The sequence below is a fragment of the Eximiradius proteiniborus genome, from assembly GCF_058546985.1.
This window is the reverse complement of the sequence record NZ_CM178592.1, coordinates 517,920-533,012: the sequence shown is the minus strand read 5'-3', so window position 1 is coordinate 533,012 and position 15,093 is coordinate 517,920. Positions and strand designations below refer to the sequence as shown.

Annotated in this window: 18 protein-coding genes; 2 read left to right on the top strand and 16 right to left on the bottom strand. The window is 31.3% G+C overall.

The genetic code is table 11. The annotated features are described in order from the left end of the window. Nucleotides 1–173 precede the first annotated feature (173 nt). Entirely contained in the window at nt 174–725 is a 552-nt protein-coding gene (locus tag ACY2LT_RS02295) for a phosphatase PAP2 family protein (protein ID WP_491816091.1), read from the bottom strand. A 58-nt stretch (nt 726–783) separates the two neighbouring features. Here ACY2LT_RS02295 and ACY2LT_RS02290 point away from each other — a divergent pair, with 58 nt between their 5' ends. Continuing rightward, a complete protein-coding gene (locus tag ACY2LT_RS02290; RefSeq protein ID WP_491816090.1) occupies nt 784–1,491 on the top strand; it encodes a YggS family pyridoxal phosphate-dependent enzyme in 708 nt (235 codons plus the stop codon). On the opposite strand, the gene ACY2LT_RS02285 is transcribed toward ACY2LT_RS02290, so the two are convergent. The 15 genes from ACY2LT_RS02285 to ACY2LT_RS02215 form a co-directional block, all read right to left on the bottom strand. Next, the gene (locus ACY2LT_RS02285) at nt 1,488–2,825 is read right to left on the bottom strand and encodes a hypothetical protein (protein ID WP_491816089.1); all 1,338 of its coding nucleotides are present in this window, start codon (nt 2,823–2,825) and stop codon (nt 1,488–1,490) included. The genes ACY2LT_RS02290 and ACY2LT_RS02285 overlap by 4 nt on opposite strands. A 167-nt stretch (nt 2,826–2,992) precedes the next feature. Beyond that, nucleotides 2,993–4,342 (bottom strand): sensor histidine kinase, encoded by a 1,350-nt coding sequence (locus ACY2LT_RS02280; RefSeq protein WP_491816088.1) that lies wholly within the window; start codon nt 4,340–4,342, stop codon nt 2,993–2,995. A gap of 62 nt (nt 4,343–4,404) precedes the next feature. Further along, the gene (locus ACY2LT_RS02275) at nt 4,405–4,872 is read right to left on the bottom strand and encodes a hypothetical protein (protein WP_491816087.1); all 468 of its coding nucleotides are present in this window, start codon (nt 4,870–4,872) and stop codon (nt 4,405–4,407) included. Next, nucleotides 4,865–5,443 carry a CDP-diacylglycerol--glycerol-3-phosphate 3-phosphatidyltransferase gene (gene pgsA / locus ACY2LT_RS02270; RefSeq protein WP_491816086.1) on the bottom strand — a complete coding sequence of 193 codons (579 nt, stop codon included), beginning with the start codon at nt 5,441–5,443 and terminating at the stop codon, nt 4,865–4,867. Before pgsA ends, ACY2LT_RS02275 begins: the two co-directional genes overlap by 8 nt. Further along, nucleotides 5,440–6,210, bottom strand: coding sequence for a triose-phosphate isomerase (gene tpiA / locus ACY2LT_RS02265; RefSeq protein ID WP_491816085.1), 771 nt, complete (start codon nt 6,208–6,210; stop codon nt 5,440–5,442). The genes pgsA and tpiA overlap by 4 nt, the downstream gene beginning before the upstream one ends. Further along, nucleotides 6,207–6,764 carry an LPS export ABC transporter periplasmic protein LptC gene (lptC, locus tag ACY2LT_RS02260; protein WP_491816084.1) on the bottom strand — a complete coding sequence of 186 codons (558 nt, stop codon included), beginning with the start codon at nt 6,762–6,764 and terminating at the stop codon, nt 6,207–6,209. Before lptC ends, tpiA begins: the two co-directional genes overlap by 4 nt. Continuing rightward, a complete protein-coding gene (kdsA, locus tag ACY2LT_RS02255) occupies nt 6,757–7,548 on the bottom strand; it encodes a 3-deoxy-8-phosphooctulonate synthase (protein ID WP_491816083.1) in 792 nt (263 codons plus the stop codon). The genes lptC and kdsA overlap by 8 nt, the downstream gene beginning before the upstream one ends. 2 nt (nt 7,549–7,550) lie before the next feature. Continuing rightward, on the bottom strand, nt 7,551–8,801 hold the full coding sequence (locus ACY2LT_RS02250) for a tetratricopeptide repeat protein (protein WP_491816082.1): 1,251 nt from the start codon (nt 8,799–8,801) through the stop codon (nt 7,551–7,553). After that, a complete protein-coding gene (locus ACY2LT_RS02245) occupies nt 8,798–9,238 on the bottom strand; it encodes an OsmC family protein (RefSeq protein WP_491816080.1) in 441 nt (146 codons plus the stop codon). Before ACY2LT_RS02245 ends, ACY2LT_RS02250 begins: the two co-directional genes overlap by 4 nt. Nucleotides 9,239–9,286: 48 nt before the next feature. Then, complete coding sequence (locus tag ACY2LT_RS02240; RefSeq protein ID WP_491816079.1) at nt 9,287–10,078, bottom strand: sulfite exporter TauE/SafE family protein; 792 nt, start codon at nt 10,076–10,078, stop codon at nt 9,287–9,289. After that, nucleotides 10,078–10,416 carry a hypothetical protein gene (locus tag ACY2LT_RS02235; RefSeq protein WP_491816077.1) on the bottom strand — a complete coding sequence of 113 codons (339 nt, stop codon included), beginning with the start codon at nt 10,414–10,416 and terminating at the stop codon, nt 10,078–10,080. The genes ACY2LT_RS02240 and ACY2LT_RS02235 overlap by 1 nt, the downstream gene beginning before the upstream one ends. Nucleotides 10,417–10,446: 30 nt before the next feature. Beyond that, nucleotides 10,447–11,190: a DNA repair protein RecO gene (gene recO, locus ACY2LT_RS02230; protein WP_491816076.1), complete on the bottom strand. Its 744-nt coding sequence runs from the start codon at nt 11,188–11,190 to the stop codon at nt 10,447–10,449. Nucleotides 11,191–11,220: 30 nt separating this feature from the next. Further along, a complete protein-coding gene (locus tag ACY2LT_RS02225; RefSeq protein ID WP_491816074.1) occupies nt 11,221–12,297 on the bottom strand; it encodes a bifunctional phosphoglucose/phosphomannose isomerase in 1,077 nt (358 codons plus the stop codon). 179 nt (nt 12,298–12,476) lie between these two features. Continuing rightward, a complete protein-coding gene (locus ACY2LT_RS02220; RefSeq protein WP_491816073.1) occupies nt 12,477–12,797 on the bottom strand; it encodes a DUF3467 domain-containing protein in 321 nt (106 codons plus the stop codon). 13 nt (nt 12,798–12,810) lie between these two features. Beyond that, on the bottom strand, nt 12,811–14,316 hold the full coding sequence (locus ACY2LT_RS02215) for a tetratricopeptide repeat protein (protein ID WP_491816072.1): 1,506 nt from the start codon (nt 14,314–14,316) through the stop codon (nt 12,811–12,813). A 168-nt stretch (nt 14,317–14,484) separates the two neighbouring features. Here ACY2LT_RS02215 and ACY2LT_RS02210 point away from each other — a divergent pair, with 168 nt between their 5' ends. Then, a complete protein-coding gene (locus ACY2LT_RS02210; protein ID WP_491816070.1) occupies nt 14,485–15,093 on the top strand; it encodes a YqaA family protein in 609 nt (202 codons plus the stop codon).

The window sequence follows — 15,093 nt, the reverse complement described above, 5'->3', positions numbered from 1 at the left end:
CTATGGTAAAATAATTTATGACAAAATAAAAAAAGTAAAGAAAATCAATAAACATCTTTTCCCATTAATAAAATCACATATTTGATAATAATACTATTATAAATAATCTCCTAAATACTACAAAATATCTACAATCAGAAAGTAATCTCACGAGTTAATATAAGAAAAAAACGCTAAAAAACAATATTAAATTTATTTTTTACCATAAGAAATAATCTATAACACAGGTAGCCAATCATAGAACCGATCAATGCACCAGCGAGCACATCTGATGGATAGTGCACCCCACAGTAAACTCGTGTATATGCAATAATTACAGCAATTGAAATAAAAATATACCAATATCGTTTGAAAAATCCAGACAACAAAATCGCTGCTGCAAAATTATTAACTGCGTGAGAGGAAGGAAACGACTTGCCGCTACCACAGCTAACTAATAATCGAACATCAATTAGTTCGTGGCAAGGTCGCCATCTTTCAACAAGATTTTTGATAACAGTGCTGCTCAACTGGTCAGATATCACAATGGTAATAATTAAAAGCAATGCAACAATTTGTCCGCGACGTCCACCTCTCCATATCAGTATAAACAGAGCAATAGCATACACAGGCAATAAATTCTTTTCCTTTGTGAGAATTGGCATTATCACATCAAAAACTGGGTTGACAAAGGCTTGATTGAACAATTTGAACAAATATAAGTCTATTCCTAATAGAGTTTCCATTTAAATTGATTATCTCAAATTGAATTACTATTTTTGTCAAAAAAGCATAGGTGAAATTATGAATAATGAAAATATAAAACAAAACATTTCATTAATTAAAAGTAATATCGAACAAGCAGCGAAAAAATTTTCTAGAAATGTAGAAAAAATTAAAATTATTGCTGTAAGCAAAACACAGTCAATTGAAGCAATTTCTGCTGCATTCTACGGTGGAGCAACGATTTTTGGTGAAAATTATGTTCAGGAGTTAGTAGAGAAGCAATCTCTTTTGTCAAAAAAAGGTATTTTCCCTGAATGGCACTTCATTGGACACTTACAAACCAACAAAGTTAAATATATTGCTCCGTTCGTATCTTTAATTCATTCGGTTGATAGCGAAAAATTAGCTTCTGAAATTTCTCGTCAAGCAGAAAAGAACAATCGAACAATTGATATTCTGTTGCAAATTAATACTTCCGGAGAAATTTCAAAATTTGGCTGCGAGCCCGATGAAGCAATAACTCTTGCTAAGAAAGTTTCTTCATTGCCAAACGTCAAGCTCAAAGGGCTTATGACTATCGGCACATTTTCTGATGATGAGACAATTATTAGAAAAGAGTTTAGATTACTCAGAAGTAAATTAGAAGAAATCAACGATAAACTTGGTTTAAACTTGAATGAACTATCTATGGGAATGAGTCACGATTATGAAATTGCAATTGAAGAGGGAGCTACAATGGTGCGTATTGGAACAGCAATTTTCGGAGAACGACATTATAATCGCTAATCTTTTTTGAATTGTTCGAGTAATTTTTGCATTCTTTCTGGATCTTTTTCGATATTTTCAATTGCTTTACGAGTTTCTAAACTTCCTTTTTCGATTCCAAGCGAACGAGCAATTTCATTTAATCTTGATGTTTCGATGATAAATTCTTTCCCGAGCTTCTCAATATTCTTCTGTTTTATTTTTCTTTGCTCTTCAACAAGATTCATAGCAATTTCAAATTTTGCGGGAACAACTTTCTTGGGCTGAGGGATCGGTTCAATATCACTAATTTGAGTATCTGTCTCTTTTTCAGCTTGTTCGGAACGTATTTCTTCAATAATATTTTCAATTGCTTTTTGCTTATCTTCAAATTTAATATTTTCAGTCTTTAATTCAGTTTTTTCTTGCTTTTTTTCATCAATAGTATTTTTTTGCGACTTTGAGTAAGCACGTGCTGCCATTAATTTAGCTGTGATGTCATTATTTTTCTTTTGTTCTGTTTTTGCGGAAGTGTTTTTATTTTTTGGCTGGCGTGATTTGTTCATAACTTCTTTCTGCTTTTTCTGCCGCCAACGAAGATACAAGTATACTATTAGCAAGATTAATCCTGCAGCTACACCACCAATGTATGTAAGAATTTGTTTATATATTGCGGGAATCTCATCCTCAGTTTTAACTGTATCTTTCAATATAGCTTCAAATTTCTTTGCTAATTCACTAGTATCTTTTGTCGATAAGGTATCTTGAGAAACTCTGGGAACCAACTTTAAATGTGAAACAGGTTCCAAACAAATTGTGTCAGTTTCAATAATGTTTGCAATCGGAATTTTGGGAGAATAAGAAAACCCAGTTTTAGATTGAAATAATTTAGCATACTTCGAAGCACTATCTAATTGGTCTTTTATCGAATAGATTTGCGATAGAGCAGCATATAAATCAGGGATATCCACTCCGTGAAGCCCAGCAAAACGTAAGTTGTGCAAAGCAGAATTAATTTTACCTTGTTGTAAATACAGAAGTCCAAGGTGAAATGCAGCTAACGGCTCTTGACGAACACTAGCAGCAAACAACAACCGTTGAGCAACCTCCGTAATATTATCTTCTAACGCAAGTAACCCTTGCCGAAGTGTATCTTCTGATGGTGTTAATTGAACCCAACGGAAAGTTTCAACAAGTATTGAACGTGTAAAAGGCAACGAAACAGCAGTATATCCTGTTTGTTCATTTAAGGAAACATATACTGTTATTCCATTTTTTTGTGAATTAACGTAAACGTCATTAATAATGCCTTTCCCTTGTTTCATACGAACAGAATCAGCAACAAGACAATTATTAAGGTTGAGAATAATTTTCATTTTGTCGTCAGACAAATTGGATTTAAAGTTTATTGGATAATTCCTGAAAAATAGAAAGACATTATTTTTATTATCGATAGAAATATTTCTCAACATTTGTTGCGAAAAAAGAACATTCCCGCAAAAAAACAAAGAAAAAACAAAAATCAATATTTTGTAATTAATTTTCACTCAGTTCTTGCGATAGGTAATACAATCTTGAAAGTAGTGCCTTTTCCCAGCTCAGAAGCAAATGAAATTCGTCCTTTATGGTTATCAATAATAAGTTTTGAAATATAAAGATTGATTGCGAGTTTTTCAGAACCCGATTTATTAGTAAAATGAGGTTCAAAAATATTTTGGAAGTCTTCTTCTGAAATACCTTCTCCAGTGTCAGCAATACTAATTGATACTTTCTTATCGCTTTGCTTGAAACAACCAATAGTTATTGAACCACCATTAGGCATAGCATCACGAGCATTTAGCAAAATATTTAGCAGAACGTGTTGGATTTGGTTGCGATAACATTCGCAAAATATATTATCAGTGTCAAAAGAAGCAATAATTTTAACATCTTTATTTTCAATTTGATATTGTAGAATTGAAATTGTCTCTTTTATCAATTCTTGCAAATTAATGATCTCTTTGGATTCACCAGTATTAATCAAGTTCTTAATAAAACTATTCAGATATTCAATACGTTTAATATTTGTTTGAATAATTTCAGCACGACGTTCAATATTCCCAATCGATCGAGTAATTAAATCAACATTAGCTTGAATAATATTAATGGGACTATCCATCTCGCGTGCAACAACACCCGAAATTTCACCTACAGACATTAAAATCGAGGTATTCAGCAATTGATGATTTAATACATTAAACTTATTAGAAATGTCCTCAATTTGCTTTAATAATATTAAATTCAATAATGCTGTAGATATTATTAATAAGGTGTTTTGAAAAACAGATAACAATTCGTCTTCAATAGCATCGTGGTGAAGTATTGTGCTTGCGAGAAAAACTCCAAAACGCTTTTCATTTCGAGCAATAGGAAAAATAAAGATAGAATTTTGTTTGATTGCAGTTTCATCTAAGTTTGGTATTACTTTTAAACAATTTTGTTCGAAAATCCAATCCAAAATGCCTTGTTCTTCCAAATGATTAATATAGTTATCCAAAAAAGCAGAAGTTTCGGAAATACTAATCGGCTTTAATTCGCTGTTTTTATTATAAAAATAGAAATTACTTTCAATTGCAGATGCATTCTGCACAAATAATTTATGAGTTTTGTCAGCAAATTCTTTGTCCGATGTAGATAAAGAAATGTCAATTGCTGAATTTATCAAGTTCTGAAAATAGTGATATTTTTGATAGACCTCAACATTATTGGTATCAGATTTAAGTCTCTCAATTTCATTTTTCAAGTAATTAACAGTATTTTCAAGTGTTTCGATGTATTCTTTCTGCTCAACTGAAAAATTGGACTTAACTTCCCCTTCACTTCCAGAAATTTTATATTGCCGACGATTAGCCATACGATAAATACACTTTTAATGTAATTATCAAAAATAATACAAAATTGAGTAATAAAAAATAATTATTTATTATATAATGAAATCTGCAAGAGTAATAATCCTAAAGCAATTAATTGTGCAATAAATAATGATAAAAGAGTTGCAAAAGTTAATTTACTAATTATTTCTATTGGACGAGATTTATAAAAATTATACTTGATAATCGGTAAATTAAGCAAAAAAATATAGAGAAGTGCAAAAATCAGGTACCTTAACTCATCAATACTCACAAAATCAAAATTACTTATCAAAATAAATGGTAATATCTTATCAAAATTGATTTTTCTGCTAACAAAAGATTTTCTTTCATTAGAAATTATTACTAAAGAAACCGGTATTGAAGCTAACGAAAAGAGATTAATAAAAATAATTCGATAATCATATGGAATAAGAGAAAAAATAAAATAAACAATTAAAACCGATAAAGCTAAAGAAAAATGCTTTAACTCCCCTATGCCCCAAAAGTTTAAGATGTCGTATCTTTTAAGCATCAGTTTTAGGAATTAGTAATTGATAGACATATTCAATTAGTGAAACTAATGAAATAATAGTTATCAACAGCATTGAGTAATAAACATAATCAGAAAAAACAATGTTTCGAAGTGTTATAGCAATACCACCATTTAAAAATAAACCTGATATATAAAGAAAGAGAATTACAAAAATAAATATCATTTGAAGAGAAGTTTTGAATTTTGCAGTTAAAGAAGTCCTAATTTTTCTATTAGATATTTTCACCAGCCTCAAGAAAGTTGTTGAAAAATCACGTAATAGTATTATAGCGACCATCCAAAGTGGCACTATTTTAATAATTACAAAAGCAATAAAAACCGATGTAGTCAGGAATTTATCCGCAAGTGGATCTGCAAAAGCCCCCCATTCAGAAGTAACATTCATTTTTCTTGCCAAATAGCCATCAAAAAAATCAGTAATTGCAGCTAATACAAAAATAATCGCAGCTAAAAGAATCAAATCTCTATTATTACTCAAAAACAACACAAAAAAAAACGGTGCTGCCAAAGCTCTAAAAAAAGTAAGAATATTAGGTATTTTGTTTATCATATTATGTATTTTTCGGCTGTTTGAATAATGCTGCAAAAACTATCACCTTTTAGCGAAGCTCCTCCAATCAGCCCACCATTTACATTTTCTATTGATAAAATCTCATCTGCATTTTTTTCAGACAGACTACCTCCATATAATAGATAAACTCTATTTGCCTTTGCACCAAATTTGTTTACTATTAAATTACGTAAAAAATCATGTGCCTCTTGAACTTGCTCTCGCGTAGCAGAAATACCGGTTCCGATTGCCCAAACAGGTTCGTAAGCAATTACAACTCTTTCAATTGTATCACCTGTTAAACCAGCTAAATCTTTATCTAATTGATTCTGTAGAATATCGAAAGTCCTGCCTTTGTTTCTTTCGTCGAGTGTTTCACCAATACACAAAATTGGTGTTAAATTATGTTCTAATATAGCTAACAGTTTCTTATTAATTATTTCGTCTTCCTCCTTAAAGTAAGAACGTCGTTCTGAATGACCTATAATTATATGACTAACGCCACAATATTCAAGCATCGGAATTGAAATTTCTCCTGTAAACGCTCCTTTTTCTTCATAATAACAATTCTGAGCACCTAATAGCAGTTTTGTGTTTTCAATCATCTGCCCAATAGCATAAACACTAGTAAAAGGAGGACAAACCAAAACTTTCGATTTTAGAGTTGCATTAGTCTTTACAAATCCAAGGATGTATTCAACAAGCTTTTGCGATTCGAATACATTAGTATTCATTTTCCAATTGCCGGCTATCAACATATTTTTCATTGTTTCACTCCACTTACTTTATATATTTTATAATTTTTTAGATCTTGGTCTGATTCGAAGCCAAATCCCTCAATAATTTCAGTTGGAGAAGTAATTCGAACAAAAACGTTAGAAAAGAACTTCTGTTGGGAATGACTCCATTGTAAAAAAGATGTTTCCAATCGCGTGTGTGTGCTATCAGAATAAACCACAATGTTCCCAAAAGCAAACATATCGCGACTGTTATCATCAACACGAGCACTATCAGCTATTAGCCAAGTAGTTAATACTTGATCTTTATTGAATAATTCAAGCTTCAATCCACCATCAATTAAAGTTTCATTACGAGAAGAAAAAATCCTGCCTCGCTTCCCGATGAGAATTGCACGCGTCCAGTTTGAATCAATAAATCTTATATTAAAATTCATTGCTACCTGATCAGGTTGAATATCTAAATCAAGCGAATCAAGAGTATTGGGCTTTGCAGCTTTTTTCTCATTGCAGGATGTAGCTACAAAAATAATCGTTAGAAAAATAATTAAATAAATAACATTTTTTATCAATAATTTAAGCATTCAATTGCCGTTTAATAAATTCATTTAATTCTAATATATTGTAAATGAAATTGTCTGCCTCATCAAGCTTAATCTGAGTAGCAGAATCGCTTTCTGCTTTTTCCGGCTTAGGATGTGTTTCAAAAAATACTCCGTCTATTCCAATTGCAACAGCTGAACGAACAAGTGATTTAATAAACTGACGGTAACCACCAGATTGTTCGCCAACCGATGGTTGCTGAAGTGAGTGTGTTGCGTCATAAATCACAGGCAAACCACTACTTTTCATAACTATTAAAGAACGCATATCAACAACCAAATCATGATAGCCAAAAAAAGTACCACGTTCAGTTAACCAAACTTGATTGTTGCCAGTTGAAATCACTTTTTCAGCAGCTTTTATAACATCTTTCGGTGCCATAAATTGTGCTTTTTTAATATTTATTATTTTACCGGTATTACCTGCAGCAATAAGTAAATCAGTTTGACGAGAAAGAAAAGCAGGAATTTGCAACACATCTACATATTTGGCTGCAAGCTGAGCATTATCAGGAGTATGAATATCAGTAAGAGACCTTAGGTTATATTTTGAAGAGTATTTTTTTATCCACTCAAGTGCAAGTTCATCACCAACACCTTGAAATGAATTAATACTCGTTCGATTTGCCTTTCTAAATGATGCTTTATAATAAAAATCAATATTATATTTACCAGCAATTTGTGATAATTGCTCAGTTGTTTGGGCAACAATTTCCTCACTTTCAGCAAGGCACGGACCGGCAATGATGATAAATTTATCTTTCATAATTATTTGGATTTAAGTTGTTTAATTTCTTTTTCTGCTTTTTCTTTATAAGAAGAAAGTTCAGGTAGATTTTTTGCTATTTTAATGAATTCAGAAAAATCATTAATAGCATTCTCATTTTGACCGAGCATTTTATAAGCCAGAGCCCTATTGAAGAATACTTGCGGCTGATTTGAATTTATCGACAAGGCTCGAGAAAAATTATCTACTGCTTTGGAATAATTTTTCAAGTTGTATTCAGCATTGCCTGCCTTGATAAAAAGATTTGAATTATCCCGGGAAATATCAATTGCCTTGTAATAATATGCTAAAGCTTTTTCAAATTCGTTTTTCTCAAAAAAGATTTCTCCAAGACCAAAATTAGCATTAAAATTCAATGGATCGATTTGCAATACTTTGTCATAATCACTCAAAGCACGATCGTACATTTCAAGTTCAAAATATATCGCAGCTCGATTAAGTAAAGCATTTTCATTAACGCTATTTTGTTCAATTACTTTATCTAAATCACTAAGAGCATCAATTTTTTTCCCTGTTTCATACAAGGCAATTGCACGACCGAGCAAAGCATCTTTATCATTAGGACTTGATTGAAGATATTTATTAAAATCACTAAGAGCATCTTTATAATTATTTAGTTGCGAAAGTATAAAAGCACGCAGACGCAAATTGGAAATTTGGTCCGGGTTTAGCTTGATAGATTGGGATATATCGGATAAAGCCCTTTGATATTCAGCAATAAGATAATACATTTCAGCACGGGCTTGATAGTAATTAGGATTATTTGGACTAAGATTTATTGCAGCAGAAAAATCTGCAATTGCTTTCTGATAATCTTTTTTTTCTGAATGAAGAACACCACGACTATAATAAGTAGATGATTTTTCTGGGTCTATCTTTATTATTTTATTAATTTCATCTATCGATTCGTCGAATTTTTTTTGTTTCATTAATGATTGCACTAAATTTTCCCGATATTCAATGGAACTGCTATCTAACTCAATGGCTTTTCTGAAATACCATTCAGCTAAACTAGCACTATCCATTGCAAATAATATCACCCCTTTAAGATTGTAAGTGTGTTCATTTTGAGCATGCAAAAGAACACTATCGATTAGCAATAAAGCAGATTGATAATTTTTGTTGTTATACTCTCGAACTGACTCATTAAAAATTAATGAAATATCCTTACTCAATTGAGCATTTGCCAAGCAAATGGAATAGATAAAAATAAAAAAAATGTATTTTTTCATTTCAAATACTCATTAATATCGACGAATTCACCTTTAATTTTGAAAGTAGTTTCTATCTTAATTTCTGGGTTTAAACTTCTTGAAACAGGACAATTTTTAATAATGTTAATAAATAATTTCTTAGATTCTTCATCAAGTTCAATAGGAAAATCAATATCAAGATAAATAGCAGAAATTCTTCTGAATGGAACGTTAGTCATTTCCTTTTTAGCAGAGATATGCAAACCTTGAATATCAATATTACGGGCACGAGCAGCAATTCCCATAATTGTAGCAATACATGAAGCAATAGAGGCAGCCGTCAAATCAGTTGGCGATATATATTCAGCACGTCCCTGATTATCCAAAGGTGCATCAGTAAAAAAACTTGTTTTGGAAGGTTCGTGAGTAACCTTGCAATGTAAATCGCCTAAGTATTCAACATTTATTGTTACCATTATTTCCCTATAAGCATTTATACAAAATTAACAAAATAGCATAAATATTTATATTTTATTTGCTATCGAGCCTCCAACAATAAAATCCAATGCCATTAGTAATAAAAAAACACCATAAACAAACTTTACATATTTTGTCTTTAAAGATAATGTTATTTTTGCTCCAATAATTGCCCCAAAAACAATGCCAACTGCAATAGCAACAGCAATATTTAATACAATAAAACCATTATTCAGATATACTATTACACCCGGCAATCCAACAGGCAGTAGCAACGCACCTAATGATGTTCCAATTGCATTTTTTGGATGGAATCGAAGCACATACATTAAAAACGGTGTAATTACAAGCCCACCTCCAATTCCAAACATTCCTGAAAGAATTCCTGCTAATACTCCAACAAGAAACGGGAATAACGGTGAAACCGTATTTTTATATTCATATACAATTTTTTCAGACTTATTTTTTTTAATTATCTCTAATGGCTTAATAAAATAGAAACTTACAAATAATAGAAAAAAGCCGTATATTGTTTTAAGAATATTAGGGCTTATTGCTACAACCGCTTCTGCTCCAAAATATACTCCAATTAATAATCCAAAAGCAATCAAAGCAGCAACTTTAATATTTAAAAATCCAGATTTGTAGAATTTTATACAAGCAAAAATACCGACAGGTAATAAAAGCGATGCCAGAGAAGTTCCCGTTGCCATATGCAAAGGTAATGAAAATATAATAATTAAAGCCGGAACGATAACTACTCCACCACCTATGCCAAACATACCTGCCGCGACACCAGCAATAATGCCAATAATAAGTGCAATAACAATATCGAACATTAGTAATCCTCACCTTTTTGAGCAAGTTCCAATCTTTTTTTCTCTATTATTTTCAGTTTATTTGCAACTGCTTCGGCAAGATTAATTTTACGAGAATTGACATAATTTAGTAAGGCAATAAAAGTATCAGCCGCTTCATCTGCGATTTCACACATTTGAATATGCTTACCTTTCCAGATTTTTTTCTCTAAATTTGCTAATTCTCCTGCTTCACCGTTCAATTCTAAACAGAAAAACTCAGGACTACGTTTTGGGAAATAATTATTTTGATAATTTTCAAAATCTTTTTGTATTTGTGCCAGATAACCTTCTAAAAATTCAAAATAACCGTTTATCATTATCACACTCCAAGATAAATTAAATAAAAACTAAATCAATCGAATTAAGTTAAATGACTTATATTCAAAAAATTTTTCAAGATGAAAGCTAAAATATTTTTCGAAAAATGAAATTATTTTTGAATAAGACGATTTATCTTCAGAAACAGAATGTAAATCTTCCAATGGCAATCTAAATATTTTTTGTAAATAAAAAGCAGTATGATAGTCAAAAATAAATGAATTTTTCAGATTTGAACCTAACTTTATTGGGCGACCATCTTCAATAGAAAAAGCATACTTTTCACTTCTATTAACATCATCATCGAGCATAAAATCGAACTGCAACCAAAAACCAAGAGTTTCTGCAAGTTTAAACTGTGAAGCTATAAAAAAGTTGAATGGATTGGGAGCAACATTGTTCAATAATTTGAGCACTTCAATACAATAATCAAATAAGTCTTCAAATGGATTATTTTCACCTAAGGTATGATATATTGATTCGAGCATCATCATTCCACAAGTAATATGTTCAAGCGAAGATAAGATTGCATTCATAGGAATAAAATTCGAAGCAGTTGAAAGCAAGTGTAGCCCTTCCCTATTTTTTTCATAGTAGGTAATTTCCAAAATGCTCAACGGTTGCGAAGCAAAATGCAATTTACTTTTGGGATTTCGTAAACCTTTACCAATAAGTGAAATTCTTCCTTTTTCGCGGGTAAATGCTGAAATAATTTTGCTCGATTCACCAAAATCAAAAGAATGTAAAACAATAGCAACTTGCTTCTGTATCATCACTTCAAAAAAGAATTTAGAAATGCAAAATCATTTACTTAAAATTTCTTTCATTTTAGAAATAAGCGGTATTGGAGTGGGATCCTGCCCATTCAGCAAAGCAAGCCAATAGCTTACCCAGTCACCTAAATATATCAAATCAAAAATTCGTGCAAGCAAATTATCAGCATCACTTTGAAGTTCAATGACTTCATTACCCATTTCAGAAAAAATCTGCTTAATTGCCTCAAAACGTTTTGAAATTTGCTGATTTTCCTCTTTATCACGCAACAGAATGAAAACAAAGTGATGGATTAAGGAACTTGGTTCAATCCAGGAATTAATTTCGTTATGATTCATTTCCGGAAGAAAACCACCAAAAGCCAAATTCTTGGAATTTTCCTGGATTTGACCTCGCCAACGTAAATTAACAACATCAAGAATATTTTCAGATGAATAAATGACAGGGATTTTCCCTTTAATTTTATTAGCAATTAATAATGAAAGATTATTGCCCGTATTTTCTGAATAGATTTTTGACTTATTTATTAATAATTCTATAGTTCTTTCAGTATTGTTTAATATTGACTTAGCGAGATTACTATCTATAGCATTGATGCGAATCAGCAACAAAAGTAATATAAAGAAAGAATAACCCAACGCACATCTTGGCATAAAGCCAGAAGGAATATTTATTACTGGGAAACCATCTTGTCTTGCTAATTCTTCAAGTTGCCCACCACTTGTAATAGCTATAATATTTTTTGTTCTACATTTTGCAAAATTATACGCTGAAATTGTTTCCTCTGTCCCTCCGGAATAAGATGAAGCAATCACAAACCAACTTTCGTCGATAAAAGCAGGAATTTCATAGCTCCTATTAATGATAATCTGAAGATGATTAGCTCCGGGAACTTCTCTACAAAAGGAACGAAGCAAATCCCCACCAATTGCTGAACCTCCCATTCCAAGTATTAGAAATTTTGTCGGCAAAATGTCAGTATTTTTAAATGTATGGCAATTATGAGCAATTTCAATTGCTTCTTTTATTTGTTCAGGAAAATCAAGTAATACCTGAAACATTTTGGAAGTATCATATTTTCTTAAATCATCAAAATTTTCAATCATTTTTCACCTTTGTTATTTTGCAATTGATTTATACGAAAATTACAAAAAAATTAACATATTATTAACCTCCATTGATTATTTTTCTGAAGATATTCCGAATATTAATATTTGAGTTTGGAAATAACTAAATAAAAAAAGAGGCTGATAAAAAATCAGCCTCTTTTACAACTACATCAAAATTAATTGACCTTTGGTGTTCCAGAACCGAAACCTTCAAACAGTTTGCCCATAGGTCCATCTACATTGATTTCGCCGAAAGTAGCTTCGTACTTACGAATATTATCATTCAAAGCACGAAGTAGTAATTTCGCATGTTGTGGTGTCATAATAATCCGAGACATAACTTTTGCTTTCGGCACTCCCGGAAGCAAGCGAGTAAAATCAAATACAAACTCTGCTGGAGAATGAGAAATAATCGCCAAATTTGAATAAATACCTTCAGCTTCTTTTTCACCAAGTTCTATACTGATTTGTTGTGGCTGATTTTCTTTTTTATCCATAAAAACACCTTAATTATTTAATACTTTCAAACTTTGATTGAACTTCTTTTAGTTTCTTTTCGTTCTTCATATCGCTGTAAATTTTAATCATTTTAAGATAATAATTAGATTTTTTACTATCGTCAATTTTATTTTCAATTGCTTCTAATTTAGAAACGACAACATCTAATTTATTTTTTTCGTTCGTTACTAAATAAATGTTAGCAAGCTCTGCAAGAACGTCCATATCATCTTTGAATTGTTGAGTATTTAGAGAGCGTTCAAAGTAATCTGCGGAATTTCTAAGATAAGGCATAAATGCTTCAACATTAATTTTATATTTCGGATCTTTGTCCAATTTGTCTTGTTCTGCAACTTGGATTTTATAAGCTTTGTTTTTATACGCAGAAGCAATATTTCTTAGTGCAAAATCATAATTGGGGTCGATTGAAAGTGATTTTTGATATTTTTCAATTGCACTATCATAATCACCGAAATTCATTAATAGAGAACCATATTGCTCCCAATAAATTTTATTTTCGGGTTCAGCTTTAATTAACTCTTCCATTTCTTTAATAGCAACATCTTTTTTATCCAATTCAATATAGAGATTAATAAGCGATGTATTGGCATCAGCATTATATGGTTCTAAAATCGTCAGCAATTTGACATAGTTGAGAGCAGCTTCCTTATTTTTCACATTATGATAATAATATGAAGCAAGAGCGCCAATCGGAGAACTATTTAGAGGAGTAAATTGTGTTTGTTCAGTAGGTAACCAATCTCTTGGTGGGTTCACACGCCAGCCTGCAACTTGCCACTGTCCGTTTGCCTTATCGGAGAAAAAGTAAACAGTACGACCTTTAACAATATATGTATCCGTTCTTATCGAATCGCCCGACATATTGATTGAAGAATTTACTTTCGATGGTTTCCCAAACTTTTCACTTAATTTTTCAGTCGGGAAATTAATATAAATACTGTTTGCTTTTGCAAAATCTAATTCAGGTTTAATATTTTCTACATATTTGTTATAAGCTTCCATTGCTTTTTCCTGGTCGCCTTTTAGTTCGTGAAGACTTGCTTCGATTATGTAGAAATCAACAATTCTCGGCATATAAAATGCACCGATTTGTGTAAATGTAACTCCTTTCAAGTATGCTTGTTCGTCTTTCGTTTTATTAAATTTCGAATAGTAATTCCAGGCTTCGTTGTATGCATTCACCCAAAGAGCATTACGCATACCAACTTTTCTTTCTTTTATGATACTAATAGTATCTTTATCCATCAACTCCTTGAAAACAATATGAGCATTTTCAATATCACGCAATTGAATATATGAATCTGCAAGCAAGAGTTTTGCTTCATAATTATTTGGATTTTTCTGAACTTCAAGTTTTGCAAATTCAATTGCTTTCTGATAATCTTTGTTTTGATATGCAACTTTTGCAGTTGTCATTTCCCGTGAAGCACACTGAGAACCTTGCATTAACAATGCAGACACTAACAAAACTAATACAATTTTAAAGCCCTTTTTCAATTTTTTGTCTCCTATAATTATTTGCAATTTTCAGTTTATAAGAAATATAATTTATTGAAAATAGTCGAATTCTCAAAATTAATATAAGAATTATTGGTAATCGTAAATATTCATAGAATATAAAATAAATTTTTTGTTTAATTTTGTTATTTACTATTAATTAATATTATGATATTGTCTGCAGTTCAAAAATGGATGAAATATGGCAAGGAATGGATGGAAAGCTTTGCCAACAAACCTTATGCTTTTCAAGCATTATTTATTATTTCTTTCATAGAGGCATCATTCTTTCCATTGCCACCAGATATATTGTTGCTTGCAATAGCAATTAGCGCTCCTAAGCAAGGATTTAGAGCAGCTTTTTGGTGTACAATAGGTTCGGTGATTGGTGGAATTGGTGGTTATTACATTGGATGGGGGCTGATGGAAATTGTTGGCAACAGAATTATTGATTTTTACCACGCACAGGATGCTTGGCACAGAATTGTAGAAGCATATAATAGCGAATTGGGAATATGGTTTCTTGCTTTAGCTTCATTCACTCCTATCCCCTATAAAGTTGCGACTATTGCTGCAGGAGCAGTAAATATGGAATTTTTCTCTTTCGTTGGAGTATCACTAATTGGAAGAGCCGCAAGATTTACACTGGTAGGCGGTCTGATTTACTTCTTAGGTCCCAAAATAAAATATTTCATAGATAAATACTTCGATAAGTTATCTATTGCATTTGCAATACTCTTGATTGGAGGATTTGTTGCAATAAAGTATATATTTTAA